Origin of the sequence: Pectobacterium betavasculorum (assembly GCF_000749845.1) — a bacterium.
GTDB lineage: Bacteria > Pseudomonadota > Gammaproteobacteria > Enterobacterales > Enterobacteriaceae > Pectobacterium > Pectobacterium betavasculorum.
Map to the genome: position 1 here is coordinate 1,010,883 of NZ_JQHM01000001.1, position 25,454 is coordinate 1,036,336.

Below are 25,454 nucleotides of genomic sequence, written 5' to 3' on the forward strand. Positions count from 1 at the left end.
AGTGCCTTTTTTTGATTGTTTTTCGTTTTCAAAAGAAATCTGCAATTAACAATAAAAAAGGGCGACATTACGTCGCCCTTTTTTCACCGAATCATCGCTGATGCTTATTTAGAAATGTGAGCGATCAGATCCAGAACTTTGTTTGAGTAACCCGTTTCGTTGTCGTACCACGAAACCAGTTTCACAAAGTTGTCGTTCAGTGCGATACCCGCTTTGGCATCGAACACAGAAGTCAGTTTTTCACCGTTGAAATCGGTAGAAACAACGTCGTCTTCGGTGTAACCCAGAACGCCTTTCAGTTCGCCTTCAGCAGCGGCTTTGATTGCTGCACAAACTTCTTTGTAAGAAGCTGGTTTTTCCAGACGAGCAGTCAGGTCAACAACAGAAACGTTAGGGGTAGGAACGCGGAACGCCATACCAGTCAGTTTGCCGTTCAGCTCAGGAATAACTTTACCTACTGCTTTAGCCGCACCGGTAGAAGATGGGATGATGTTCTGTGATGCACCGCGGCCGCCGCGCCAGTCTTTATGAGACGGGCCATCAACGGTTTTTTGCGTTGCAGTCGTTGCGTGAACGGTGGTCATCAGTGCTTCAACGATACCGAATTTGTCGTTGATAACTTTTGCCAGCGGAGCCAGACAGTTAGTGGTGCAAGATGCGTTAGAAACGATATCCTGACCAGCGTAAGCTTTGTGGTTTACGCCCATAACGAACATTGGGGTATCATCTTTAGATGGACCAGTCAGAACGACTTTCTTGGCACCAGCAGCGATGTGTTTACGTGCAGTTTCGTCAGTCAGGAACAGACCAGTTGCTTCAGCAACGATATCAACGTTGACTTCGTTCCACTTCAGGTTTGCAGGATCGCGCTCTGCGGTAACACGAATGGTTTTACCGTTAACAACCAGGTGGCCATCTTTAACTTCAACGGTGCCGTTGAAACGACCATGGGTTGAGTCGTACTTCAGCATATACGCCATGTATTCGGCGTCTAACAGGTCGTTGATTGCAACGATCTCGATGTCAGAACGCTCTTGTGCAGCGCGGAAAACAATACGGCCGATACGGCCAAAACCGTTGATACCTACTTTGATAGTCATATATTCCACCAGCTATTGGTTTGTGAATAAAAGGTTGGTTGTAAAATTACAAAAACCTTGCTGAGCGTCAAGCGGAATCGTGTCAATAGTTGCTGTAAGTCAAACCTATGACCAAACTTTGTGCGAAAACCGCTCGACTCTGTAACTAAGTAACATCTAAGACTGATATGAGGGCGAAAAGCATCATATAAAGCCTGTGTTATCGTAATATGTGACGTGCGTCACAATTAAATACTCATGCTAATAACATTCCTAATATTAGGTTAGAACAGCCTGTTAAGTTGTTAATTTTTTGTTATAATCAACAGTTGATTGAATTGATATCACCCGCTGTGAGACTTCCATGACTAACGATTTTGCTTCGCGTACCCCGCCCGACAATACTGAAATGACAGAGATGCAGCGCTATGTCACCCAGCAACGCGGTACGGAGCCTGCGTTTTCAGGCAAATTGCTGCATAACAAGCGCACAGGCGTTTATCACTGCCTGTGCTGTCAGGCACCGCTGTTTTATTCCGACAGCAAATATGATTCCGGATGTGGCTGGCCAAGCTTCGATCAGCCTGTCTCCTCAGAGGCGGTTCGCTATCTGGAAGATGAATCACACAATATGCGCCGTATCGAGATTCGCTGCGGGCAGTGTGATGCACACCTGGGACACGTTTTCCCTGATGGCCCGAAAACCACTGGCGAACGCTATTGCGTGAATTCAGCTTCGCTGAGCTTTATCGACGATGTTGATGGCGAACGTGTTGACGGATAATCGGTTTGCGATAGGTGTGGCAGTGACAGGCTGATGGTGGTTAGCTTTAAACGATTCAGCTACTGTGGAACACTGTTAAAAACAGGAATCCAGTAATGAATCTGACTTCTCTCGGAGTAGAAACCGGATATGGAACTCAATGATTTGATGGACGCCATGACGCCAGAAATCTACCAACGGTTAGTCACGGCGGTAGAGTTGGGCAAATGGCCAGACGGTGTCGCGCTGACGGCTGAACAGAAAGAAAACTGCCTGCAAATGGTGATGATGTGGCAGGCTCGCCATAACGAACAGGCTGAGCACATGACGATTGGCACCAATGGCGAAATTGTGATGAAGAGTAAGCAGGAACTGAAGCGCCAGTTTAACGGTTCTGATGCGATTGTTACGCTTAAACCCGACGCGTAAAACGTGAGCAGGCAGCCGTAACGGCTGCCGCTATTTTGGACGGCAGGATGCTAACGAGCAGAAGGCAGTGTCGTAAGAAACTGCGCCATATCCATCAATATCGCCCCACGCTGCACCATTTCCCGTAACGCAGATTCGCTGTCATTGGACGAAAGGTTCACGCCACGACAGCCATCCACCAAGACTTCAGTGTGATAGCCCAGCGCAATCGCATCCAGCACGCTAAACTTGACGCAATAATCGGTCGCCAGCCCCAGAATGGTCAAATGGGTGATGTGGTTGGCGTGTAGCCACGCATCCAATTCGGTTTTCACCCGATGTCCGTTATCGAAAAAAGCGCTATAGCTATCGATCTCTGGTTGAGTCCCTTTTTGTACGACCCACTGAATGGCGGACTGATTAAGTGCCGGATGAAAATCAGCCCCGGTTGTTCCCTGCACACAGTGAACGGGCCACCAGATCTGCGGCAACCCGTTTAGTTCACCGATTTCTCCGACCTTTGTATTTGCGTTAACGGCAAAGCTGCCGTGGTTAGCTGGGTGCCAATCCTGACTGGCAATCACCGCGACGCCAGCGGTTACGCAGGCCTCCATAGCATGATTGGCTACCTCAATGACGCGGTCGCCCTCATTAACGGCTAAGGCGCCTCCGGGACAAAAATCATTTTGTAAATCAATTAATAGCAATGCTTTTTTCATTATCTACCCCGTGATTGACTCAATTTTTATCGCTCAATTCCCCATGCAGGTTTTGCTGCATCAACTGGCGAACTTCATCGGCACTTAAATCTTGTTGGCTCAGTAGGTAATGCAGTTTGGTCAATGCAGCCTCAACGGTCATGTCAAAGCCACTGATTACCCCTGCATGCGCCAGCGCATTGCCTGTCGCATAACCGCCCATATTCACACGCCCGGAAATACACTGAGTCAAATTGACGACTACAATGCCGCGCGCGGAGGCTTTACGTAACTCATGCAGCAGCCCAGGGCTTTGCGGCGCGTTGCCAACGCCGTAGGAGCGCAAGATAAGCGCCTTTACGGGCTGACGGAGGAAATTGCTGATGACATCGGCAGAAATGCCGGGGTAAATCGTAATCACCCCAATAGGCTGCGGCGTAATGTGATGGACGTTCAGCGGCGGACAGTTGCTGCATTCCACGGTGGGTGCCAGCCGACGAATATGGATACCGGCTTCCAGTAGCGGTGGATAATTAGGGGATGCAAAGGCATCAAAACCATCCGCATGGGCTTTGGTAGTGCGGTTGCCGCGTAACAGTTTGTTATTGAAGAAGAGGGCGACTTCGTTAATTGGATGATTGGCGGCAACGTATAGTGCGTTCAGTAGATTTGTCTGGCCGTCAGAACGCAATTCCGCTAACGGAATTTGTGACCCTGTCACGATAACCGGCTTGGCAAGGTTTTCCAGCATAAACGAAAGCGCAGAGGCGGTGAACGCCATTGTGTCAGTGCCATGCAGAATCACAAAGCCGTCGTAATCATCGTAGTGTGTTTGAATATCGTCCGCGATGGATTGCCAATCTGCTGGCGTCATGTCAGATGAATCGATCAGCGGGTCATACTCATGAATCGTGAACGAAGGCATCTCTTCGCGGTGGAATTCGGGCATTTTTGCTAATTGCTGCTGTAAATGACCGGATACAGGGACATAGCCATTGGCAGAACGCTGCATGCCAATGGTGCCGCCCGTATAGGCGACATAAATGGATTTCTTTTGCATGATGGTACGCGTCAGGATTAAACCGAGAATTATAGAGGGGAAAACAGCCCGATAATACTATCATAAGCAATGACTATTACCGGGCTATACCCGTCATACTTCAAGCTGCTTGTGCGTTGGCTTCTCTTACTCACCCCAGTCACTTACTGGTGTAAGCTCCTGGGGATTCGTTCGGTCGCCGCCTTCACGCAACTCGAATTATTTAGGGTACATATGGGCTGCTACTGTAAACGCTACCGGACGTCTCCGCAGGTGAGACAAAATGCGTATCGGTTCTGCGGGTCGTTCAGGTTATTCATGATCGACGGCTGTGAACGCACAACTTCCGCTAACTGTGCGACCGGTGCGGGCAACATGGACTGAACGGCAACGGGCAGCAGGGCGTAAACAGAAGCGTTCACTTGATTCAGCATTGTATCGAGCAGACCCGGTTGTTCGGCATACCAGTTCAATTGATATTGTCCCAGTTTTGCTAGCTCAGCGGCCTTCTTCACGGCATCATCAAAATCACCGATCTGATCGACCAAACCATTTTCTTTCGCATCGCTACCGACCCAGACGTGCCCTTGCGCGATCTGATCGATTTGTTCCGGCGTTTTCTTACGTGCCTGTGCCACGATATCGATGAAGTTCTTATAACCGCGTTCGATACTCAACTGCATCATCTGCGAGAATTCAGGCGGCAGCGATTTCGTGATCGACAGATCGGCCAGCGGGGAGGTGGCAACACCATCCGTGTGGACGCCAAGATTTTCCAGGGAATCTTCGAACGTGGTAATCACGCCAAAAATACCGATAGAGCCTGTTAGCGTACTGGCGCTGGAGATAATGGCGTTCGCCGGCGTTGAGATCCAATAACCGCCCGATGCTGCCATACCGCCCATGGATACCACGATCGGTTTACCCGCCAGACGAAGTGCCATCAGTTCTGATCGAATCAGTTCCGATGCCGTGACGCTACCGCCAGGGCTATTGACGCGCAGCACCAGTGCTTTGACTTTAGGATCGAGGCGCGCGGCACGAATTTGTGCTGCCGTGGTGTCACCACCGACCATTCCCGGCGTTTCCTGGCCATCAATAATTGCACCATTGGCAAAGACAACCGCGATCTGGTTGTTATTTTGCACTGTTGGTTTGATGGTGTAGTCGTAGATGCTGATGAAATTAAAGTTGTTCTTCTGGCTATTCCAGCCGAACGCTTTAACCAGCGATTGTTCGGTCATGGAACGTGATGCTACTTCATCGACCAGTTTGTTATCCAGCGCGTAGCGTGCGGTATCACCCTGAACGGCCTGCAAACCCGCAATAATATTGGTTGCACCAGGGAAGAGCTGCTGAGGTGTAATCTGACGATTGGCGGAAACCGTATTTAAATACTGCTGCCACAGAGCGTTAATCCAACGGCCATCGGCATCTCGCGCAGCAGGTGACATGTCGTCACGCAGATATGGCTCAACCGCTGATTTATAGGTTCCCACACGGAAGATATTGGTGGTCACTTTCAACTTGTCGAGCATGGATTTGAAGTAGAGGTTGTTGGTCGCGAAACCATGTAGATCAACACTGCCCTGTGGCGTTAATGACACCGTATTGGCAAAACTGGCTAAATAGTATTGAGACTGGTTGTAGCTATCGCCAACGGCATAAATAGGTTTACCGCTATCGCGAAATTCACGTAGCGCCTTACCGATATATTGCAGAGACGGCTGATCGGCACCGGTAAAATCGCTGAGGTCCAGCACCATTCCCGTAATATTGTTGTCGCCTTTCGCCTGACGAATACTGTCGACGATATCAAACAGTGAGTTTTCCTGACGGCGGTTGTTCGACGCGCCGAAAAATTCGCGCCCTAATTGACGCAGCTTATTGTTGACGGTCGGTTGATCAACCACCACGCCCGTTAAATCGACCAGCAATGCCCCTTTCGTGGCCTCTTCCGGCGTTGTTTTTACCTGTGAGTAAATCCCAACGCCAGCCAAAATCAGCGCGATAAGGAAAATATTGAGAATAAATTCTCTGATAAAATTAAGCAGACGCCATGTCCACTTAAAAAAACTGCTAAAAATTCGCCACAATGTGCGCATGATATCTCCATGAACGGGTAAACAGCGTGTGCCCTACGTCCTTCAACTCGCCCTCTGGCAAGTGGTGAAGCACAAGGAGTGATAGTATCCTAATGAGCGGACAGTAAAAAGTCAGCATTAAATCACCGTGGAAGCGCGCCCTGTCGGGGTTATCTTGTAACAAAACTTCTACTTGTGCTAACGTGGCGCGCAACGTTGCCATACAGTCGTTTCTATCGCAGGAATGGGTGTGCCGCAGAAATTATATTGCCAGACAGGAGATGTGCGATGGATGCTCTTGAATTGCTATTGAATCGTCGTTCGGCCTCGCGCCTGACCGCGCCAGCACCGACAGGTGACGCATTGAATAACATTATCCACGCTGGTATGCGTGCGCCGGATCATGGTGCGATACAACCGTGGCGCTTTTTTATGATCGAAAATGAGGGTCTGGATCGTTTTAGCACGTTGCTGACCCGTGCGGCGCGGCAGGACGGTCTGGACGAAGCCGGTATCGACAAAGCTCGTCAGGCTCCTTATCGGGCACCGCTGATTATTACCGTTGTTGCGCATTGTGAAGAGAACCCGAAAGTCCCGCTCTGGGAGCAAATTGTCTCCGCAGGTTGCGCCGTTCAGGCGATGCAGATGGCAGCATTGGCGCAAGGCTTTAATGGCATCTGGCGTAGCGGTGCTTGGACGCACAATACGCTGGTGCGTGAAGCATTCAACTGTCGTGAGCAGGATGAAATTGTCGGTTTCCTCTATCTGGGGACACCACAGTTGAAAGCATCGACCACGGTCACGCCGCTTGATACCGACGCGTTTGTTCACTACTTCTGATCGCCATCTTTTGAATAATATCGACTTTCCACTCGTTTTACAGCGTGCTTTCCCGCGGCTTACGCGGGAAATGCCTAGTCTGCTTGATGGTGAATAATGCGACTTTTTATTGCCGAAAAGCCCAGCCTCGCACGGGCGATTGCAGACGTGTTACCCAAACCGCATCGACGCGGCGATGGTTTTATTGCCTGCGGTCAACATGATGTCGTGACGTGGTGCGTAGGGCACCTGCTGGAGCAGGCGCAGCCGGATGTTTATGATGCGCGCTACGCCCGCTGGTCTCTCGCCGACCTACCTATCATTCCTCAAAAATGGCTGTTACAACCTCGACCCTCGGTCAGCAAGCAGTTGAACGCCATAAAAAAACTCCTGAATGATGCCACCGAAGTGATTCACGCGGGAGACCCCGATCGTGAAGGACAACTGCTGGTTGATGAAGTACTGGAATACCTTTCCCTACCAGAAGAGAAACGCCAGCAGGTACGTCGTTGCCTGATCAACGATCTCAACCCACAGGCGGTTGAGCGTGCCGTTTCTCGCTTGCGTGAGAACAGAGAGTTCATTCCCTTGTGCGTGTCGGCATTGGCTCGTTCCCGTGCCGATTGGCTCTACGGCATTAATATGACACGCGCCTATACGATATTAGGGCGCAACGCTGGCTATGATGGCGTACTGTCGGTTGGTCGCGTGCAAACACCTGTGCTGGGGCTGGTGGTGCGGCGAGATGAAGAGATAGAAAACTTCGTTTCCAAAGATTACTTTGAAGTTAAAGCCCACATCGTGACGCCAGCCGATGAACGCTTTGTCGCTATCTGGCAGCCCAGCGAATCTTGTGAGCCTTATCAAGATGAAGAAGGGCGCTTACTGCATCGTTCTCTGGCGGATCACGTCGTTAAACGCATCGAAGGTCAGCCCGCGTTCGTCACCAGCTATAATGATAAGCGGGAGTCGGAAACCGCGCCGCTGCCTTATTCGCTCTCAACGCTACAGATTGAAGCCGCGAAGCGTTTCGGGCTTAGCGCGCAGCAGGTACTGGACGTGTGTCAGAAGCTGTATGAAACCCATAAATTGATCACGTACCCGCGTTCTGACAGTCGTTATCTGCCAGAAGAACATTTTGCCGGGCGTCATGCCGTCTTGAATGCGATCGCTGTACATCAGCCTGACCTCTTGCCGCAGCCGGTTATGGATATCGATCGGCGCAACCGCTGCTGGGACGATGGTAAGGTCGATGCTCACCACGCGATTATTCCCACAGCCCGTAGCGCATATGCTTCGCTGACGGAGAATGAACGCAAGGTATATGGTCTAGTCGCGCGGCAGTACATTATGCAGTTCTGCCCGGATGCCGTGTTTCGTAAATGTGTTATTGAACTGGATATTGCGGGCGGTAAATTTATTGCCAAAGCACGATTTCTTGCTGAGGCTGGTTGGCGAACGTTGCTAGGCGGCAAAGAGCGAGACGAAGAAAACGAAGGCATGCCGTTGCCCGTGGTGGCAAAGGGTGATGAATTATTGTGTGAACGCGGTGAGGTGGTTGCGCGCCAAACTCAGCCACCGCGACCTTTTACCGATGCGACGCTATTATCGGCGATGACGGGTATTGCACGTTTTGTGCAGGATAAAGAGTTAAAGAAAATCCTGCGGGCGACCGATGGTTTAGGCACAGAGGCGACGCGTGCAGGTATCATCGAACTATTGTTTAAGCGGACATTTCTGTTTAAAAAAGCGCGCTATATTCACGCGAGTGAAGCGGGGCGAGCATTAATTCACTCGCTGCCTGTGAGTGCGGCGCATCCTGATATGACCGCACATTGGGAAGCCACGTTGACGCAGATCAGCGAAAAGAAATGTCGCTATCAGGATTTTATGCAACCGCTGACGAATTCCTTGCAGGAGCTGATTCAGCAAGCGAAACAAAACGGTGCGGTGAGAGCGTTCAAAGGGCTTTCTGCACCGCCGTCGGGTGCTTCAAAGCGGCGCAAGCCTCAGGCTAAAAAAGCGAAGGAGCAGAATCAATGAAATCGTTAGTATCTTTGTGTTTCGCCAGTGTGATGCTGGTGCTGCCCACGCTGGCGCAGGCTAACCGCGGCGGAACGGATATTGTCGTTCCCGTTCCACCGGAAGTGTGGGGAGCAGGGACGACGGGACGTGAGCAAAGCAATAACTGCCTGCGCTGTTGTGTGTATGAAAACCGTAACTATTCTGAAGGCGCGGTGGTAAAGGTCGAAGGGGTGATTCTACAATGTGTGCAGGACAAACAGACGCTGGGAACGAACAATCGGATTTGGCAATTGATTAAGCAGTAACCGTGAATTAAGAAGGCATGATATCCAACACGACTGTTGATGTTAATCACCGCTGTGGTTTTGATGCCCAGCGGTGATGTCATTTTTACCGCGCGCTTTTTTACAACGTACTACTTCTACAACACATTATTTTCACGCGATGCATTTTTTTACACGGTAGTTAGTGCGACAAAGCAAACTGTGCCCAGATCGGCGCATGGTCGGAAGGTTTCTCCATTCCTCGAATATTGTAATCAATACCCGTTGCGACACAGCGTTCAGCGAGGAAGGTACTGGCGAGAATGAGATCAATACGCAGACCGCGGTTATCATCAAACCCAGAAGAGCGATAGTCAAACCACGAGAAACGGTCATTGTTATCTGGGTTGGCTGCACGGAAGGTATCGACGAGCCCCCAACCTTGCAAACGTGCCATCCATTCACGCTCTTCGGGTAAGAAAGAACATTTACCGGTGCGTAGCCAGCGCTTGCGGTTCTCTTCACCGATCCCAATATCCAGATCGGTAGGGCTGATATTCACATCGCCCATCACAATCAGAGGCTGCGTCGCGCTGTGGTGCTGTTCCAGATAAGTTTGCAGATCTTGATAGAAGCGCGTCTTGGCCGGGAATTTCACAGGATGATCGCGGCTTTCTCCCTGCGGGAAATATCCGTTTACTACCGTAAGAGGGCCGTGCTCGGTGGCGAAATCTGCCATGATGATCCGACGCTGCGCATCCTCTTCATCCGTTGGGAAACCGCGACGGACTGCAATCGGCTGCTCTTTACACAGCAGTGCGACGCCGTAGTGACCCTTCTGCCCGTGATAATAAACGTGGTAGCCGTACTTGCTGACATCCTCTAACGGAAACATGTCATCGTGGACTTTTGTTTCCTGCAACCCGATCACATCCGGCTGATGTTGTTCGATAATAGCGGCCAACTGATGAGGGCGCGCCCGCAGGCCATTGATATTAAAAGATACAACTTTCATGTTCGCTGCCATTCGCTAAAAAATGTGACCAGATGGTAGCAGAAAATGGCGTGTGGCGTCACGGCGACGACGCGCTTTCTTACTGGGAAAATGGGCGATGTTAGGAACGGTGCACGCAGATAAAAATCGTTGAGAATAAGATTCACTTATATTCAGTTGAACACGAGGCTAATCGACCGTTATACTCCGCACCTCGCAGGAGAGAGGGCGCATTATAACGCTCCGCCGAAGGCGCAAACTCCCATAATCGCTCAGGCTACCCTAACTGCGAATTCCATTGAAGCCAACTGGAGAGAGGTTGCGATGCAACCCACCGAAGGGGCAAGCAGCTTTGCTGCGTAAACTCTCAGGTAAAGCGGACAGAGGGAGTGGCACATTTCACAGGATAACTTGTGTGCTGACTTACATCTATCTGATCGCGATTACGGCAGAAGGGATGTCCGGGGCGCTGGCCGCCGGGCGTCGGAATATGGATATTTTTGGCGTTGGCATGATTGCCTTCATTACCGCGCTTGGCGGCGGCACCGTTCGCGATATTCTCCTCGGTAATTACCCCATCGGTTGGACGCAGCATCCCGGTTATATTTACCTCACCATTGGTGCAGGTCTTTTCACGATTATCATTGCGCGCTTCATGCATCATTTACATCGTCTCTTCCTGGTGCTTGATGCTATGGGGCTCATTGCTTTTACCATTATTGGCTGCAATGTGGCGCTGAAGCTGAATTATTCGATGACAGTAGTCGTCATGGCGGGGATTGTGACCGGGATTTTCGGTGGCATATTGCGTGATATCTTCTGTAACCGTACGCCAATGGTGTTGAAGAAAGAGCTGTATGCCAGCGTCTCACTTTTAGTTGCACTTTTATATCTGGGTCTGAAATCGCTTAATATCAATCACGATATTAACCTGCTAGCGTCATTCTCTATCGGTCTGGCTGTGCGATTGGCAGCAATTCGCTGGTCATGGCAGCTACCCGTTTTCTCTTATGTTCCGGGCCGCTGGAAAGGAAAGGCGTAAGGGTAATGCCAGTCACTTAAGCATGGATTTAGGGGAAACACGGTGATGAGGTTCCCGTAGGGATGCCTCACTCTGTGGTAGCCCCGGTATCTCGATCCTTAAACGATCGGTATTAAGCGTAAGGGTATCTTTCCCCATCCCATAATATTGTGCAAATTATTGGTACAAGTGGCGGTGGGGGATAAATAACGCTAAGCGTTGCTCAAAACCGTTCCGGTTTTGTCGAACCTTGGTCGAAGGTTCTCACCTTCCCCTGATGGGAATCTGATGCTTTGGTGTTGGGATGTAATTCAGAGTTGTTACTTTGAAATGGTGGTGGGGGAAGGATTCGAACCTTCGAAGTCTGTGACGGCAGATTTACAGTCTGCTCCCTTTGGCCGCTCGGGAACCCCACCACTGGCCTTGCTGCAAGACGCTTTCGCTTCAAGCGGGGCGCATCATATCAAATGCCACGCCCCTGTAAAGCGGTATATATCAAAAATAAATGCATCTGCCGTTTTTTTATTCCGTTCGGCGTATCCTTATACAAAAAGATGTCGGATCAACCAATTACAGAATAATAGTGCGGTTACCGTAGACAAAAACACGCTGTGCCAGCACACGGTACAGCGCCCGGCTCAGGACATTTTTCTCAACGTCGCGGCCTGCACGCATCATGTCATCACCCGAGTACGTATGGTCGACATGAATGACGTCCTGCATGATGATCGGGCCTTCATCCAAATTATCGTTGACGTAGTGAGCTGTCGCGCCAATGATTTTCACACCGCGTTCGTATGCCTGGTGGTACGGACGGGCACCGATAAAAGCGGGTAAGAACGAATGGTGAATGTTGATCACCTGATTCGGATAGTGCTGAACAAACGCCGGTGTCAGTACTCGCATGTATTTCGCCAGCACGACGTAATCGGGTTTGTATTGATCGATCTGCGCGATCATCTGTTGATCGTGCTCTTCGCGAGTCAGCCCTTCATGGCTGACCAAATGGAAAGGAATATCAAACCGCTCGACCAGCGTCTGTAATGTATCGTGGTTGCCGATGACGGCAGCGATTTCGACATCCAGACCGCCATACGCGCTTTTCATCAACAGATCGCCCAGGCAGTGAGCTTCTTTCGTCACCAAAACGACGATGCGACGACGACCTGCTGCGGTTAATTCGCGAGAAGATCCTTCAGGAAGCGCGCCATCCAGATCCGCTAACAGCGTGGTGTCATTGAAAATCCCTTCCAACTCGGTCCGCATGAAAAAGCGTCCAGTGCGGTGATCGACAAACTCATTGTTCTGCACGATGTTCAGTTCGTGCTTATAACAAATATTCGTAATTTTCGCGATGAGCCCTTTTGCGTCGGGGCAAATGGTTCGTAATACTTTTCTTTGTATATTTTGGGATTGCATGAGCGAGTGGATCCTGTCCAAAAACTAAAATATCGATCTTATGGTTACGCAGCAATAAGGCTGCATGGGCGACTGCCTGTGTTCTATTGTCCGCAACACTTTTTGTATTTTTTACCGGAACCACACGGGCAAGCTTCATTTCTTCCTGTCTGCAAATGAACGCCGTCTATATAGTACCAGCGATTATGCTGGCGAAGGAAGCGTGAGCGTTCTCGCATTACTTCTGTGCGCTGGCTGTCGATTTCCGATATAAAACGAGCGGCAAATTCCACATAGCCTTCATCGGGTGTTTTTCCGGGAGCCGTTGCCAGTATAGTGAGACCGAGCCACTGTGAATTGTGACAGCTTTCAGTGAGAGATTCTCGCCATTTCTCGGGTTTGAGATCGGGATACCAGGTGGCGATCAGGTAGTCGACATCGTGTTTGACGTAGGCGGTATAGCGCGATCTCATTAAGATAGCGGGCTCGGCCGCTGTGGCGGCATGCGTGAGGTAGGGTTGGCAGCAAGCGTTATACTGCAATCCACTGCAACAGGGGCAAGATTCTGACAAAACGTCTCCTCAAGAAAATTTAAGATAAAAACTGATAGATAATAAACAGATCCCTATGCAGGATGCCGATATGTTACCTAAGAAACTCTACGTGTAGCAATGTGCGCTAAAATGAAGACGGGTGGAACAATCATGCAACGAAAAAAGATTGGAGTAGCCTTGGGGTCCGGGGCCGCGAAAGGATGGGCGCATATTGGGGTATTGAATGCGTTAACAGAAATGGGGATAGCGGTTGACGTCGTCGCGGGCTGTTCTATCGGCGCTCTGGTTGGTGCGGCGTATGCCACAAACAATTTATCCTCAATGGATCGCTGGGTAAGAAGTTTCGGCTACTGGGATGTGATTCGCCTGATGGATCTCTCTTGGCAGCGCGGTAGTTTGTTGCGTGGCGATCGCGTCTTTAACAATGTGAAACATTTGTTACATATAACGCAAATCGAAGACTGTGATATCAAGTATGGCGTGGTGACGACAAACCTTAGTACAGGGCGTGAGCTCTGGCTGACAGAAGGGGACTTACATCAGGCTATGCGCGCCTCTTGTAGTATGCCGGGCCTGTTATCTCCCGTTAGATTTAACGATTACTGGCTGGTGGATGGTGCGGTGGTTAATCCTGTACCCGTTTCTCTGGCGCGAGCCATGGGCGCTGATATCGTGATTGCGGTTGATCTCCAGCATGACGCGAGCCTTAATCATCAGGATTTGCTGTCGATTAAGCCTACGGCATCGGATATTGATGCGGGTAATGTTCCACAAGATTGGCGTAGCAGGATTCGCGAACGTCTGCTGCGAAATCGTCGCCATCCAACGGAAAGTTCGCCGACGGCGATGGAGATAATGAGCACATCGATCCAGATTCTGGAGAATCGGTTGAAGATGACGCGGATGGCGGGCGATCCTCCTGACGTGCTGCTGCAACCACATTGCCCCCAGATTGCTACGTTAGATTTTCATCGAGCGCAGGAGGCGATAGATGCTGGCTATAAAGCGGTGGAAAAAATGCGTGATGAATTGTCGCCGCTAGCGAAAGAAACATAGTCAAGAACGTATGTAGTTAAGAAGATAGGGTATGCCGTCTATTCGGCGCATCGACGTTAAAGCAGGTGTGATTATTTGGTGTTTGAAGTAAGGGGTACTGATGGAACAACCACTGGCGGGTAAGCATATTTTAGTCATTGATGACGAGGCCGTTTTTCGATCTGTGCTCGCTGGTTATCTGACTTCTCTTGGCGCTATGCTTCAGGAGGCGGTTAATGGATTAGATGCACTGAGTATTCTTGAGCATTACCAACCTGATTTAATAATTTGCGATCTGAAGATGCCGACGATGGGAGGCATTGAATTCCTTGAACACCTGCGCTTGAAGGATAACGACACTCCAATACTCGTCATTTCCGCAACCAGCCAAATGGCAGACATCGCCAAAGTCTTGCGTCTTGGTGTTCAGGATGTGTTACTGAAACCGATTCGTGATTACACCCGTTTGCGTGAAGCTGTAATGTCTTGCCTCTATCCTGACCTGTTTACTTCGCAGTTGAACGAGATGGATCAACTGATGCAGGATATGGATTCGCTTAATCAATCTCCAGAAGCGGTAATTAAACTGCTTGCTCAGTTACAGCCGCCCGTTCAGCAAACGCTAGCTCGCTGCCGAGTTAACTACCGTCAGTTGACGGCAGCGGAACAACCGGGGCTTGTGCTGGATATTGCCGCGCTTTCAGAAAACGAGCTAGCGTTCTATTGCCTTGATGTCACACAGGGCGTCAATAATAATGGAACGCTGGCCGCGTTACTGCTTAGAACGTTGTTCAATGGATTGCTTCAGGAACATTTGGCCGATCAGCAGCATCGTTTACCGTATCTGCCGACGTTATTGAAGCAGGTAAACCAGTTGTTACGACAGGCGAGCCTGAGCGGCCGTTTTCCTTTGCTTGTCGGGTATTACCATCGGCAATTAAAACAGCTGATACTGATCTCCGCTGGGCTAAATGCGACGCTGAATGTTAACGAACAACAGATAGCACTGAGCAGCGGTATCCCTTTAGGAACGCTTGAAGGCGCTTATCTCAACCAGCTAAATTATCAGTGCGAAGCATGGCAGTGTCAGATATGGGGTGGTGGCGGTCGTCTGAGGCTCATGTTGACTACAGAATAGTCTGATAGAACGAAATAGGACGGGCTTCGGGTAATACTTCTCTTTCGGTACTATTTTTTATTTCCTACTATGTAGGGAGTTATCTTATTTTTATTGAACGCTAACGTTGGGACAAGCGTGCCCTTGTTAAAGTAGTTATACTCTTTCGGTTATCTTGATTAGATAAATAAAGTTCATTATTTGAACGGTATATAAGAGGCTGTTTATGTCTATTGTGAATAAAAAAGTAAAAAAAGCGGTCATACCGGTTGCTGGATTAGGGACGCGTATGCTGCCTGCCACCAAAGCCATTCCTAAAGAAATGCTGCCCTTGGTAGATAAACCGCTGATCCAATATGTCGTTAATGAGTGTATCGCCGCAGGGATTAATGAAATTATTCTGGTCACGCACTCTTCTAAGAATTCCATTGAAAACCATTTCGATACGAGTTTTGAACTGGAAGCCATACTGGAAAAACGAGTTAAACGCCAACTGCTGGAAGAAGTTCAATCTATCTGCCCTAAACACGTGACCATTATGCAAGTCCGTCAGGGATTAGCGAAAGGGCTGGGCCATGCTGTATTATGCGCACACCCATTAGTCGGTGATGAGCCTGTTGCGGTTATTCTGCCGGATGTGATTATTGATGAATATGAATCCGACTTGAAGAAAGATAACCTGAGTGAAATGCTGCAACGTTTTTCTACTACTGGTCACAGCCAAATTATGGTTGAACCGGTTGAAAATGTAAGTAGCTACGGCGTAGTTGATTGCAAAGGCGTGGAATTAAAAGCAGGGGATAGCGCACCTATGGTTGGTGTGGTTGAGAAACCTAAAGCTCCCGACGCCCCATCTAATTTAGCTGTCGTTGGACGTTATGTACTTTCTGCTGATATTTGGTCCCTGTTGGAGAAAACACCGCCAGGCGCAGGTAATGAAATTCAGTTAACTGATGCTATCGCGATGCTGATGGAAAAAGAAACAGTAGAGGCATATCACCTAAAAGGTGTGAGCCATGACTGTGGTAACAAATTAGGCTATATGCAGGCATTTGTAGAATATGGCTTGCGTCATGACGGTTTAGGTGATGAGTTCGCGCAATGGTTGCAGGAAACGATTGACGCAGAAGAAGAATAACCGAGTGTAATAATTGCTCTCTGTTTACAAAAACAGGGAGCAGCCTAAAACCGTGACATATCTGTTTTCTCTTTGCAGAGCACATATAAAGAAAAAACCCCGATAGTTATCGGGGTTTTTTTAGTATTCAGTACTTATGAATAATTACAGAAGGAAATCATCTAAAGATTTACCTTGCTCTTCGATTGCTTTTTTGATTACTGCCGGAGTACGACCCTGGCCAGTCCAGGTTTTAGCGTCGCCGTTTTCGTCAGTGTATTGATATTTTGCCGGACGGGCAGCACGTTTGCTTTTACCTGCAACTTTAACTGAACCTGAAGATTGTAATAATTCGTTAGGGTCAATACCATCTGCAATCAGCATATCGCGATATTGCTGCAATTTACGCGCACGTTCTTCAACTTCAGCCTGAACCTGGCTATCTTCTTCGCGGCGTTCATTAACCACGACTTCCAGTTTTTCCAGCATTTCTTCCAAAGTATCCAGGGTACATTCTCTTGCCTGGGCACGCAGAGTACGGATGTTGTTAAGAATCTTTAGTGCTTCGCTCATTGTGATAATCTCAAATTAATATTATTGGTGGCGTGTAGTGTGATAATAGAGTGCTATTTTCCTTTCTGCAATAGTCAAATTTGTAAGTTTGTTAAAAAACATCATTTTTAAAACAGATCTCACATCGTATGTTACATAAATATAAATACTTTCCTGTTATCAAAAAAATACATTTGGTATGCCATTTTTTCTGACTCAAACGATAGTGAATGGCTTATTGCTGCCGCATCGTTGTTATAAGGAATGTTTATATCTTTTATCGTAATGAGCGACTTGTAGCGATTGAGTGGGCAAAATGTGGTTGGAGAATAGCCCATTGCACAGCGTGAAGGCGAGTTGTTACAATAAGTTTTACGACACGAAGATCATATAGCCTGTGTTTGGAGTAGCTGAGTGGCTCAACTTTATTTTTATTATTCTGCAATGAATGCGGGGAAATCGACGGCGCTATTGCAGTCGTCATATAACTATCAGGAGCGCGGAATGCGCACGCTGGTGTTCACTGCAGAAATAGATAATCGGCATGGTGTGGGGATAGTAAGTTCACGAATCGGCCTTTCTTCTCCGGCGTTATTGTTTAATCCACAGACATCTTTATTTGAACTGCTGGAGAAAGAGCACCGTACTCAGCCCGTAGATTGTGTATTAATTGACGAATGTCAATTTTTAACCCGCGAGCAGGTTAACGAGCTTTCTGATGTCGTGGACCAATTAGATATCCCGGTCTTGTGTTATGGGTTGCGTACGGATTTTCGTGGTGATTTGTTTTCAGGGAGCCACTATTTATTAGCGTGGGCAGATAAGTTGATCGAGTTAAAAACGGTCTGTCATTGCGGGCGTAAAGCAAACTGTGTATTGCGATTAGATGCGCAGGGTAATGCCGTCCATGAAGGCGAACAGGTCGTTATTGGTGGCAATGAGAGTTATGTTTCCGTATGTCGTAAGCATTATAAAATTGCGCTGGGATTAATCCGTAAGGAAAGCGTCTAAGACGGTTAAATATCCGACTGGCGGGATGATTAATCAACGGTACATTGATTCGCGCGCGGGTAATAAAAAAGCCCAACCTTAAAAGGGTTGGGCAGGGTAGTAAGCTAGCCTATAAGGCGGTAGCGGTTGATGCGTTAGTGTGCAGCTTTCTTGCCAGTTTTGGCTGCTTTTGCTACAGGTTCAACGGTTTCCGTTTTTACTTCTTCAGAGAATTTACGACCATAGTAAGTATCCAACAGAATCTGTTTCAGCTCGGAAATCAACGGATAGCGTGGGTTAGCGCCAGTACACTGATCGTCGAACGCATCTTCTGACAGTTTATCGACCTTGGCCAGGAAATCGGCCTCCTGTACACCCGCCTCACGAATGGACGTTGGGATCCCCAGTTCGGTCTTCATTTCTTCCAGCCAGTTCAGCAATTTCTCGATTTTCTGTGCGGTACGGTCACTCGGCGCAGTCAAACGCAGGTGATCGGCTATCTCTGCGTAACGACGGCGTGCCTGCGGACGGTCGTACTGGCTGAACGTCGTCTGTTTGGTCGGATTGTCGTTCGCGTTATAGCGAATCACGTTAGAGATCAGCAGGGCGTTAGCCAGACCGTGCGGAATATGGAACTCAGAGCCCAGTTTATGCGCCATTGAGTGACATACGCCGAGGAAGGCGTTGGCGAACGCAATACCCGCAATCGTCGCAGCGTTGTGTACACGCTCACGGGCAACCGGGTTTCTCGCACCGTCACGATAGCTGTCTGGCAGATTTTCCTTCAGAAGTTTCAGTGCTTGTAGCGCTTGCCCATCTGAATATTCGTTTGCCAGCACGGAGACATAGGCTTCCAGTGAGTGTGTTACGGCATCGAGTCCACCAAATGCACACAGAGATTTCGGCATGTTCATTACCAGATTGGCGTCAACAATCGCCATATCTGGCGTCAGCGCATAATCTGCCAACGGATATTTCTGTCCGGTTGCGTCGTCGGTCACCACGGCAAACGGTGTGACTTCGGAACCCGTACCTGACGTGGTGGTAATCGCCACCATTTTGGCTTTGACGCCCATTTTCGGGAACTTGTAGATACGTTTACGGATATCCATAAAGCGCAGCGCCAGTTCTTCGAAGTGCGTTGTAGGGTGCTCATACATCACCCACATGATCTTCGCAGCATCCATCGGAGAACCACCACCCAGTGCAATAATGACATCGGGTTTGAAGGAGTGCATTTGTTCTGCGCCTTTGCGGACGATGCTCAGCGTTGGATCAGCTTCAACCTCAAAGAAAACTTCGGTTTCTACTCCTTGATGTTTAAGTACTGAAGTCACCTGGTCGACATAGCCGTTATTGAACAGGAAGCGGTCAGTTACGATAAATGCGCGTTTTGCGCCATCGGATGCGATTTCTTCAAGTGCGATAGGCAGTGAGCCACGACGGAAATAAATAGATTTAGGAAGTTTATGCCACAACATATTCTCTGCTCGCTTGGCTACCGTTTTCTTGTTGATCAAGTGCTTCGGACCGACGTTTTCGGAGATGGAGTTTCCGCCCCAGGAGCCACAGCCCAGCGTCAGAGACGGAGCGAGTTTGAAGTTGTAGAGATCGCCGATACCACCCTGAGACGCTGGTGTGTTTATCAGGATACGCGCCGTTTTCATCATATTACCGAAATGATTCACGCGCTCTGGTTGATTGTCTTGATCGGTATACAGACAGGATGTGTGACCGATACCTCCCATTGCCACCAGTTTTTCCGCTTTAATGACGGCATCATTGAAGTCTTTCGCACGGTACATCGCCAGCGTTGGAGACAGTTTTTCATGTGCAAACGGTTCGGATTCATCGACCTCGGTCACCTCACCAATTAGCACTTTGGTGTTCGCAGGGACGGTGATGCCAGCCATTTCAGCGATCTTCGGTGCGGGTTGGCCAACAATGTCGGCATTTAGTGAGCCGTTTTTCAGCAGGATACCCTGTACAGCATGCAGTTCTTTGCCCTTCAGCATGTAGCCGCCGTGGGTTGCAAAACGCTCACGAACGGCATCATAGACGCTGTCTACCACGATAACTGATTGCTCTGACGCACAGATGACGCCGTTATCGAAGGTTTTCGACATCAGAATAGAGGCAACGGCACGCTTGATATCTGCCGTTTCGTCAACAACAACGGGGGTGTTACCAGCACCAACGCCGATCGCGGGTTTACCTGAACTGTATGCCGCTTTCACCATACCTGGCCCGCCGGTAGCCAGAATCAGGTTGATATCTGGGTGGTGCATAAGCTGGTTGGATAAATCGACAGACGGTTGATCAATCCAGCCGATGATATCTTTCGGTGCACCTGCGGCGATTGCTGCTTGCAGAACAATATCTGCAGCTTTATTGGTCGCGTTTTTTGCACGAGGATGGGGAGAGAAAATGATCCCGTTACGGGTTTTCAAGCTGATTAGTGCTTTAAAAATCGCAGTAGAAGTGGGGTTGGTGGTGGGAACAATACCGCAAATCAGGCCAATAGGCTCTGCAATTGTAATGGTTCCGAAAGTGTCATCAGTAGAGAGGACGCCACAGGTTTTTTCATCCTGATAGGCATTATAAATGTATTCGGATGCGAAGTGGTTTTTGATGACTTTATCTTCCACGATCCCCATGCCGGATTCAGCAACCGCCATTTTTGCTAATGGGATACGGGCATCCGATGCAGCGAGTGCAGCAGCACGGAAGATCTTGTCCACTTGTTCCTGACTATAAGTGGCAAATTCCTGCTGTGCCTTTCTCACTCTTTCGACCAGTGCGTTAAGTTCAGCAACGTTGGTTACGGCCATAATGCTCTCCTGATAAATGTTAAACTCTTTCAGTCAATTGTTCGCCGGGATAGAACAGTATAGATAAACGAGCGGGGTACGTTTCTGTTACCAGGCTATTCTTTCTTACCTATCTCACGTTAATTGACTCAAAGAGCTAGTCAGCTGCCGTTGTGACGCGGTTACTGCTTTTTAAAATACTGTAACCGCTGATATCTTAAATCGTTGAAAGATTGTTTTGAAAATAAGCCAAAATTAAGATGATTTACGCGTTCGTTACAGTATGGAATGAGCATACCTATTTGTGGGTGTCTTTTTTGTGATCAATATCGAATTTTCTCCATGCTGACACCATTCAGCACGATGATGTTGATAATCGCTTTCATTAACCAGGTCGGGTCAGCGGCTTTTCTGCCTGGAAGGGATTGGTAGGAGAGAATCGGCGGCAGTGGTGTAGATAAATTATCTGCGTCAATTCTGTGTTCTACCTGTTCATTCATATAGAACGTGTTTGTATAAACATTGCTTATATCTTAATCGGGTTAGTTATTTTACGCACCAGCTATAGCAGAGAAATAGGGTGCTATTGTGGTGCAAGGTGAGTAATTAAATTGTTAGAATAATAACATTTCCGTCAGATAATGACGCGAATAGGTAAGCATGATTCATCATTTATGTGCTGTGAAAATGATGAAACCCACTACGATGTTTTTTTGCTAAAAATCTATAAATTGATGAATATTTAAAATATATTTGAAATTAAAGCAAAAAAACATTGTTTATCATAAGGTTAATGATTGTATTGCGTTATTGCAATAAAACATTTATCAAGCTGTGATAAAGAAAATTAAGCAACATCAATGTAAAAATATTGGCGAATGTGTCTGCTTTTGATAGCTTCGAGTTTCGACTTCTTATTCGTTATTAAATCATAAATTAATTTTATGATTTATTTGGATAATAGGCGTTCTTTTCTGCTCTATGTAACGGCGATCTTTACGCATAGAGTCGGGTATGGCGTTGTATCAAGACAGGGGCGTTTATAAAGTGAAAATTCGCAAAACAAAACGATGCTTTGTTACCAGTATGATTGCCGCAGCAGTGATGACATCATGCGTGAATGTTCAGGCTGCTAATGTACCTGCCGGTGTTGAGCTGGCGAAAGAACAGATTCTGGTGAGAAACAATGGCGCTGAGGTGTCATCACTGGATCCGCATAAAGTAGAAGGCGTACCGGAATCTAACGTCGCGCGTGATTTATATGAAGGGCTGGTGATTTCCGATCCTGATGGACACCCGATTCCCGGCGTGGCTGAGCGTTGGGAAAGCAGCGATTTTAAAGTTTGGACGTTCCATTTACGTAAAGGTGCCAAGTGGTCAAATGGCGAACCGCTTATTGCACAGGATTTTGTTTACAGTTGGCAACGCTTGGCCGATCCAAAAACGGTTTCACCTTATGCCAGCTATTTGCAATACGGTCATCTGTTGAATATTGATGACATTATCACCAGCAAAAAATCTCCTGATACGCTCGGCGTAAAAGCGCTCGACGACCATACTCTGGAAGTCACATTAAGCGAGCCGATCCCTTATTTTTATAAATTACTGAATCACTACTCCATGTCTCCGGTAAATAAAAGCGTGGTAGAGAAATTTGGTGATAAATGGACTCAGCCGGGAAACTGGGTTGGGAATGGCGCCTACCAGCTTAAGTCCTGGGTCGTAAATGAACGGCTTGTACTTGAGCGCAATACCCAATATTGGGATAATGCCAAGACCGTGATTAATCAGGTCACCTATCTGCCAATTGCTTCTGAAGTGACGGATGTGAACCGCTACCGCGCAGGTGAAATTGATGTCACCCATAATAAATTACCCATCGAGCTATTTCAGAAGCTAAAAAAAGAAATCCCGCAAGAAGTTAATATCAATCCCTACCTCTGCACCTATTATTACCAAATCAATAATCAGAAACCGCCATTTAACGATGTGCGGGTGCGTAACGCTCTGCGCATGGGGCTTGATCAAGACTTATTGACTAATAAAGTTAAAAATCAGGGTGATATCCCGGCCTATGGTTATATTCCTCCCTTTACGGATGGCCTGAAAGCACATACGCCAGAGTGGTTTACCTGGTCACAGGCGAAGCGTAATGAAGAGGCGAAAAAACTGTTAGCTGAAGCGGGCTATACCGTAGAGAAGCCGCTAACGTTTAATTTGCTCTATAACTCGTCTGATTTGCATAAAAAGATGGCGATCGCGGCAGCATCGATCTGGAAACAGAATCTGGGCGTCGACGTGAAGTTGGAAAACCAAGAGTGGAAAACCTACCTCAGCACGCGTCATCAAGGGAATTATGATGTCGCGCGTGCCGGATGGTGTGCGGACTATAACGAACCGACGTCATTCCTGAATAGTATGCTGTCAGACAGCAGTAATAACACGGCGCATTACCAGAGCGCGGCGTTCGACAAACTGATGAAGCAGGCTGTTCAGGCGAAAACAGACGACGAACGTGCACAGATTTATCAGCAAGCAGAATCGCAATTAGATAAAGATGCTGTGATTGTACCAGTCTATTACTACGCGAATGCCAGACTGATAAAACCTTATGTCGGCGGCATTACCGGCAAGGATCCGTTAGATAATATACGGGTGAAAGATCTCTATATCATTAAGCATTAAGCATTAATCCGCTGCTGTTTACGGTTTGATGCAAATGAAGTGGACGAGTTGCGATTAATTTGGTGTTTAATCTCTGGTTATCCATTCCTGCTATACCCTAAATAATTCGAGTTGCGTGAAGGCGGCAACTGCGAGAATCCCCAGGAGCTTACTCAGGTAAGTGACTGGGGTGAGCAAAGGCAGCCAACGCACAAGCAGCTTGAAGTATGACGGGTATATGTGGGAATAGGTCGTGAGTCGAATCGGTTAATCGTTTTCTCACAGGGCGTTAATTCAGGAATCGTGCTGGGATAACTAACACGACAACATTACAGGAGAAAATAATGACACACATCACAACTAAAAAAAGAATAGCTGCCGCTATTATCGCGGCATTGAGTAGCACGATGGTGGTTTCTGCCTTCGCCGCGGCCGTTCCCGCTGGCGTTCAGTTAGCAGAAAAACAGGAATTGGTTCGTAATAACGGTGCTGAAGTTTCTTCCCTTGACCCGCATAAAATCGAAGGTGTACCGGAATCCAACGTATCGCGCGATCTGCTGGAAGGGTTGGTCATTGCTGACGTTAACGGCAAAACTAGTCCGGGCGTAGCAGAAAGCTGGGATAACAAAGATTTTAAAGTGTGGACATTCCACCTGCGTAAAGATGCCAAATGGTCCAACGGTGAGCCGGTTACCGCACAAGATTTCGTCTATAGCTGGCAGCGTCTGGCCGATCCAAAGACAGCATCGCCTTACGCTAGCTATCTGCAATATGGTCATCTGCTGAATATCGATGACATCATCGCCGGCAAAAAATCCCCTGAAACACTGGGTGTGAAAGCGATTGACGATCATACGCTCGAAGTTACGCTTTCCGAAGCGGTGCCTTATTTCTATAAACTGCCAGTTTATGTCGCCATGTCTCCCGTTAATAAAACAGCAATCGAGAAATTCGGCGATAAATGGACGCAGCCGCAAAACTGGGTTGGCAATGGTGCCTATAAGCTGAAAAGTTGGGTAGTGAATGAAAAAATGGTACTGGAGCGTAACCCTCAATATTGGGACAACGCCCATACAGTGATTAATCAGGTAACGTATTTGCCGATTGCGTCTGAAGTGACGGATGTCAACCGCTATCGCAGCGGTGAAATCGACATGACCTATAATCAACTGCCTATTGAATTATTCCAAAAGCTGAAGAAAGAAATTCCCGACGAAGTGAAAGTCAATCCGTACCTGTGCACCTACTATTACGAAATCAATAATCAGAAGCCACCATTTAACGATGTTCGAGTGCGTGATGCGCTGCGCATGGGATTAAGTCAGGATATTCTAACCAACAAAGTGAAGAACCAAGGCGACATTCCTGCCTATGGTTTTGTGCCACCCTATATTGATGGTTTTAATGCCCAGACGCCAGAATGGTTCACCTGGTCACAGGCAAAACGTAACGAAGAAGCGAAGAAATTGCTCGCGGAAGCCGGGTATACAAAACAGAAACCGCTAACGTTTAATCTGCTCTATAACACCTCCGATTTGCATAAGAAAATCGCTATCGCGGCTGCCTCTATCTGGAAACAGAATATTGGTGTGGACGTTAAGCTTGAGAATCAGGAATGGAAAACCTTCCTCAATACCCGTCATCAGGGTACCTATGATGTTGCACGTGGCGGATGGTGTGCGGACTATAACGAACCGTCAACCTTCCTGAACAGCATGCTGTCCGATAGTAGCAGTAACACCTCGCACTATAAGAGCAAAGAGTTTGATGCACTGGTGGCGAAATCCTTACAGGTGAAAACCGATGAGGAACGTGCGAACGTTTATCAGCAGGCTGAAGCATTGCTGAATAAAGACGCGGTAATTGCCCCGGTTTATTACTATGCGAATACCCGATTGGTGAAACCTTATGTTGGCGGATTAACAGGCAAAGATCCTCAGGATAATGTTTACGTTAAAGATCTTTATATCATCAAGCACTAATAATAATGGCTGGCGCACGCAACTATGCTGCCAGCCTTTTAT

Annotated in this window: 22 protein-coding genes, 1 tRNA gene and 1 riboswitch; of the genes, 12 read left to right on the forward strand and 11 right to left on the reverse strand. The window is 48.1% G+C overall.

The window, feature by feature from the left end:
* Positions 1 to 104: 104 nt before the first annotated feature.
* Positions 105 to 1,100 (reverse strand): glyceraldehyde-3-phosphate dehydrogenase, encoded by a 996-nt coding sequence (gene gapA, locus KP22_RS04620; protein WP_039300086.1) that lies wholly within the window; start codon positions 1,098 to 1,100, stop codon positions 105 to 107.
* Positions 1,101 to 1,443: 343 nt separating this feature from the next.
* On the opposite strand from gapA, the gene msrB reads away from it, so the two are divergent.
* Both msrB and KP22_RS04630 read left to right on the forward strand, forming a co-directional pair.
* On the forward strand, positions 1,444 to 1,863 hold the full coding sequence (gene msrB, locus KP22_RS04625; RefSeq protein ID WP_039300083.1) for a peptide-methionine (R)-S-oxide reductase MsrB: 420 nt from the start codon (positions 1,444 to 1,446) through the stop codon (positions 1,861 to 1,863).
* A 129-nt stretch (positions 1,864 to 1,992) separates the two neighbouring features.
* Complete coding sequence (locus KP22_RS04630; RefSeq protein ID WP_039322716.1) at positions 1,993 to 2,271, forward strand: YeaC family protein; 279 nt, start codon at positions 1,993 to 1,995, stop codon at positions 2,269 to 2,271.
* A 50-nt stretch (positions 2,272 to 2,321) separates the two neighbouring features.
* On the opposite strand, the gene pncA is transcribed toward KP22_RS04630, so the two are convergent.
* The 3 genes from pncA to sppA form a co-directional block, all read right to left on the reverse strand.
* Positions 2,322 to 2,969, reverse strand: a complete 648-nt coding sequence (pncA, locus tag KP22_RS04635; protein ID WP_039300078.1) for a bifunctional nicotinamidase/pyrazinamidase — start codon at positions 2,967 to 2,969, stop codon at positions 2,322 to 2,324.
* Between the two features lie 19 nt (positions 2,970 to 2,988).
* Positions 2,989 to 4,008 (reverse strand): asparaginase, encoded by a 1,020-nt coding sequence (gene ansA / locus KP22_RS04640; RefSeq protein WP_039322718.1) that lies wholly within the window; start codon positions 4,006 to 4,008, stop codon positions 2,989 to 2,991.
* A gap of 233 nt (positions 4,009 to 4,241) precedes the next feature.
* Positions 4,242 to 6,092: a signal peptide peptidase SppA gene (gene sppA / locus KP22_RS04645; protein WP_039300073.1), complete on the reverse strand. Its 1,851-nt coding sequence runs from the start codon at positions 6,090 to 6,092 to the stop codon at positions 4,242 to 4,244.
* Positions 6,093 to 6,359: 267 nt separating this feature from the next.
* Between sppA and KP22_RS04650 the strand changes: the two genes are divergently transcribed.
* From KP22_RS04650 to KP22_RS04660, 3 genes are all read left to right on the forward strand, one after another.
* Positions 6,360 to 6,911 carry an NAD(P)H nitroreductase gene (locus KP22_RS04650; RefSeq protein WP_039300071.1) on the forward strand — a complete coding sequence of 184 codons (552 nt, stop codon included), beginning with the start codon at positions 6,360 to 6,362 and terminating at the stop codon, positions 6,909 to 6,911.
* 96 nt (positions 6,912 to 7,007) lie between these two features.
* Complete coding sequence (locus KP22_RS04655; RefSeq protein WP_039300069.1) at positions 7,008 to 8,933, forward strand: DNA topoisomerase III; 1,926 nt, start codon at positions 7,008 to 7,010, stop codon at positions 8,931 to 8,933.
* Positions 8,930 to 9,220, forward strand: coding sequence for a DUF1496 domain-containing protein (locus KP22_RS04660; RefSeq protein ID WP_039300066.1), 291 nt, complete (start codon positions 8,930 to 8,932; stop codon positions 9,218 to 9,220). The genes KP22_RS04655 and KP22_RS04660 overlap by 4 nt, the downstream gene beginning before the upstream one ends.
* 160 nt (positions 9,221 to 9,380) lie before the next feature.
* Here KP22_RS04660 and xthA read toward each other — a convergent pair whose 3' ends face one another.
* Positions 9,381 to 10,193 (reverse strand): exodeoxyribonuclease III, encoded by an 813-nt coding sequence (gene xthA / locus KP22_RS04665; RefSeq protein WP_039300063.1) that lies wholly within the window; start codon positions 10,191 to 10,193, stop codon positions 9,381 to 9,383.
* Positions 10,194 to 10,470: 277 nt separating this feature from the next.
* Positions 10,471 to 10,566, forward strand: a riboswitch (glycine riboswitch).
* Between the two features lie 21 nt (positions 10,567 to 10,587).
* Here xthA and KP22_RS04670 point away from each other — a divergent pair.
* The gene (locus KP22_RS04670; RefSeq protein WP_039300060.1) at positions 10,588 to 11,214 is read left to right on the forward strand and encodes a trimeric intracellular cation channel family protein; all 627 of its coding nucleotides are present in this window, start codon (positions 10,588 to 10,590) and stop codon (positions 11,212 to 11,214) included.
* Between the two features lie 310 nt (positions 11,215 to 11,524).
* Here KP22_RS04670 and KP22_RS04675 read toward each other — a convergent pair.
* The 3 genes from KP22_RS04675 to KP22_RS21495 all read right to left on the reverse strand — a co-directional run bounded on the left by KP22_RS04675 (position 11,525) and on the right by KP22_RS21495 (position 13,163).
* Positions 11,525 to 11,609: transfer RNA gene (locus KP22_RS04675), tRNA-Tyr, on the reverse strand.
* 154 nt (positions 11,610 to 11,763) lie between these two features.
* Positions 11,764 to 12,612: a formyltetrahydrofolate deformylase gene (gene purU / locus KP22_RS04680; protein ID WP_039300057.1), complete on the reverse strand. Its 849-nt coding sequence runs from the start codon at positions 12,610 to 12,612 to the stop codon at positions 11,764 to 11,766.
* A gap of 83 nt (positions 12,613 to 12,695) precedes the next feature.
* Positions 12,696 to 13,163, reverse strand: a complete 468-nt coding sequence (locus KP22_RS21495; RefSeq protein WP_072012536.1) for a YchJ family protein — start codon at positions 13,161 to 13,163, stop codon at positions 12,696 to 12,698.
* A 132-nt stretch (positions 13,164 to 13,295) separates the two neighbouring features.
* On the opposite strand from KP22_RS21495, the gene rssA reads away from it, so the two are divergent.
* The 3 genes from rssA to galU all read left to right on the forward strand — a co-directional run bounded on the left by rssA (position 13,296) and on the right by galU (position 16,435).
* Positions 13,296 to 14,201, forward strand: a complete 906-nt coding sequence (gene rssA, locus KP22_RS04685) for a patatin-like phospholipase RssA (protein ID WP_039300054.1) — start codon at positions 13,296 to 13,298, stop codon at positions 14,199 to 14,201.
* Positions 14,202 to 14,301: 100 nt separating this feature from the next.
* A complete protein-coding gene (rssB, locus tag KP22_RS04690; protein ID WP_039300051.1) occupies positions 14,302 to 15,318 on the forward strand; it encodes a two-component system response regulator RssB in 1,017 nt (338 codons plus the stop codon).
* A gap of 205 nt (positions 15,319 to 15,523) precedes the next feature.
* On the forward strand, positions 15,524 to 16,435 hold the full coding sequence (galU, locus tag KP22_RS04695) for a UTP--glucose-1-phosphate uridylyltransferase GalU (protein ID WP_039300048.1): 912 nt from the start codon (positions 15,524 to 15,526) through the stop codon (positions 16,433 to 16,435).
* Positions 16,436 to 16,579: 144 nt separating this feature from the next.
* Here galU and hns read toward each other — a convergent pair whose 3' ends face one another.
* Positions 16,580 to 16,987 carry a histone-like nucleoid-structuring protein H-NS gene (hns, locus tag KP22_RS04700; protein WP_039300045.1) on the reverse strand — a complete coding sequence of 136 codons (408 nt, stop codon included), beginning with the start codon at positions 16,985 to 16,987 and terminating at the stop codon, positions 16,580 to 16,582.
* A gap of 393 nt (positions 16,988 to 17,380) precedes the next feature.
* Between hns and KP22_RS04705 the strand changes: the two genes are divergently transcribed.
* Complete coding sequence (locus KP22_RS04705) at positions 17,381 to 17,977, forward strand: thymidine kinase (protein ID WP_039300042.1); 597 nt, start codon at positions 17,381 to 17,383, stop codon at positions 17,975 to 17,977.
* A 134-nt stretch (positions 17,978 to 18,111) separates the two neighbouring features.
* On the opposite strand, the gene adhE is transcribed toward KP22_RS04705, so the two are convergent.
* A complete protein-coding gene (gene adhE / locus KP22_RS04710) occupies positions 18,112 to 20,787 on the reverse strand; it encodes a bifunctional acetaldehyde-CoA/alcohol dehydrogenase (RefSeq protein WP_039300039.1) in 2,676 nt (891 codons plus the stop codon).
* Positions 20,788 to 21,089: 302 nt separating this feature from the next.
* Positions 21,090 to 21,266, reverse strand: coding sequence for a hypothetical protein (locus KP22_RS22340; RefSeq protein ID WP_156107261.1), 177 nt, complete (start codon positions 21,264 to 21,266; stop codon positions 21,090 to 21,092).
* A gap of 514 nt (positions 21,267 to 21,780) precedes the next feature.
* On the opposite strand from KP22_RS22340, the gene oppA (KP22_RS04715) reads away from it, so the two are divergent.
* Together oppA (KP22_RS04715) and oppA (KP22_RS04720) are read left to right on the forward strand one after the other, a co-directional pair.
* Entirely contained in the window at positions 21,781 to 23,451 is a 1,671-nt protein-coding gene (gene oppA / locus KP22_RS04715) for an oligopeptide ABC transporter substrate-binding protein OppA (protein WP_039322720.1), read from the forward strand.
* A 323-nt stretch (positions 23,452 to 23,774) separates the two neighbouring features.
* A complete protein-coding gene (gene oppA / locus KP22_RS04720; protein ID WP_039322723.1) occupies positions 23,775 to 25,412 on the forward strand; it encodes an oligopeptide ABC transporter substrate-binding protein OppA in 1,638 nt (545 codons plus the stop codon).
* Positions 25,413 to 25,454: the final 42 nt, after the last annotated feature.

What these genes read in the sequence shown, in the direction of transcription:
- KP22_RS04630 (WP_039322716.1), top strand. Translation starts at nt 1,993, where the DNA reads ATGGAACTCAATGATTTGATGGACGCCATGACGCCAGAAATCTACCAA.
- KP22_RS04660 (WP_039300066.1), top strand. Translation starts at nt 8,930, where the DNA reads ATGAAATCGTTAGTATCTTTGTGTTTCGCCAGTGTGATGCTGGTGCTG.
- purU (WP_039300057.1), bottom strand. Translation starts at nt 12,612, where the DNA reads ATGCAATCCCAAAATATACAAAGAAAAGTATTACGAACCATTTGCCCC.
- hns (WP_039300045.1), bottom strand. Translation starts at nt 16,987, where the DNA reads ATGAGCGAAGCACTAAAGATTCTTAACAACATCCGTACTCTGCGTGCC.
- KP22_RS04655 (WP_039300069.1), top strand. Translation starts at nt 7,008, where the DNA reads ATGCGACTTTTTATTGCCGAAAAGCCCAGCCTCGCACGGGCGATTGCA.
- galU (WP_039300048.1), top strand. Translation starts at nt 15,524, where the DNA reads ATGTCTATTGTGAATAAAAAAGTAAAAAAAGCGGTCATACCGGTTGCT.
- pncA (WP_039300078.1), bottom strand. Translation starts at nt 2,969, where the DNA reads ATGAAAAAAGCATTGCTATTAATTGATTTACAAAATGATTTTTGTCCC.
- sppA (WP_039300073.1), bottom strand. Translation starts at nt 6,092, where the DNA reads ATGCGCACATTGTGGCGAATTTTTAGCAGTTTTTTTAAGTGGACATGG.
- oppA (WP_039322720.1), top strand. Translation starts at nt 21,781, where the DNA reads ATGGCGTTGTATCAAGACAGGGGCGTTTATAAAGTGAAAATTCGCAAA.
- ansA (WP_039322718.1), bottom strand. Translation starts at nt 4,008, where the DNA reads ATGCAAAAGAAATCCATTTATGTCGCCTATACGGGCGGCACCATTGGC.
- rssA (WP_039300054.1), top strand. Translation starts at nt 13,296, where the DNA reads ATGCAACGAAAAAAGATTGGAGTAGCCTTGGGGTCCGGGGCCGCGAAA.
- adhE (WP_039300039.1), bottom strand. Translation starts at nt 20,787, where the DNA reads ATGGCCGTAACCAACGTTGCTGAACTTAACGCACTGGTCGAAAGAGTG.
- gapA (WP_039300086.1), bottom strand. Translation starts at nt 1,100, where the DNA reads ATGACTATCAAAGTAGGTATCAACGGTTTTGGCCGTATCGGCCGTATT.
- msrB (WP_039300083.1), top strand. Translation starts at nt 1,444, where the DNA reads ATGACTAACGATTTTGCTTCGCGTACCCCGCCCGACAATACTGAAATG.
- KP22_RS22340 (WP_156107261.1), bottom strand. Translation starts at nt 21,266, where the DNA reads ATGAATGAACAGGTAGAACACAGAATTGACGCAGATAATTTATCTACA.
- KP22_RS04650 (WP_039300071.1), top strand. Translation starts at nt 6,360, where the DNA reads ATGGATGCTCTTGAATTGCTATTGAATCGTCGTTCGGCCTCGCGCCTG.
- rssB (WP_039300051.1), top strand. Translation starts at nt 14,302, where the DNA reads ATGGAACAACCACTGGCGGGTAAGCATATTTTAGTCATTGATGACGAG.
- oppA (WP_039322723.1), top strand. Translation starts at nt 23,775, where the DNA reads ATGACACACATCACAACTAAAAAAAGAATAGCTGCCGCTATTATCGCG.
- xthA (WP_039300063.1), bottom strand. Translation starts at nt 10,193, where the DNA reads ATGAAAGTTGTATCTTTTAATATCAATGGCCTGCGGGCGCGCCCTCAT.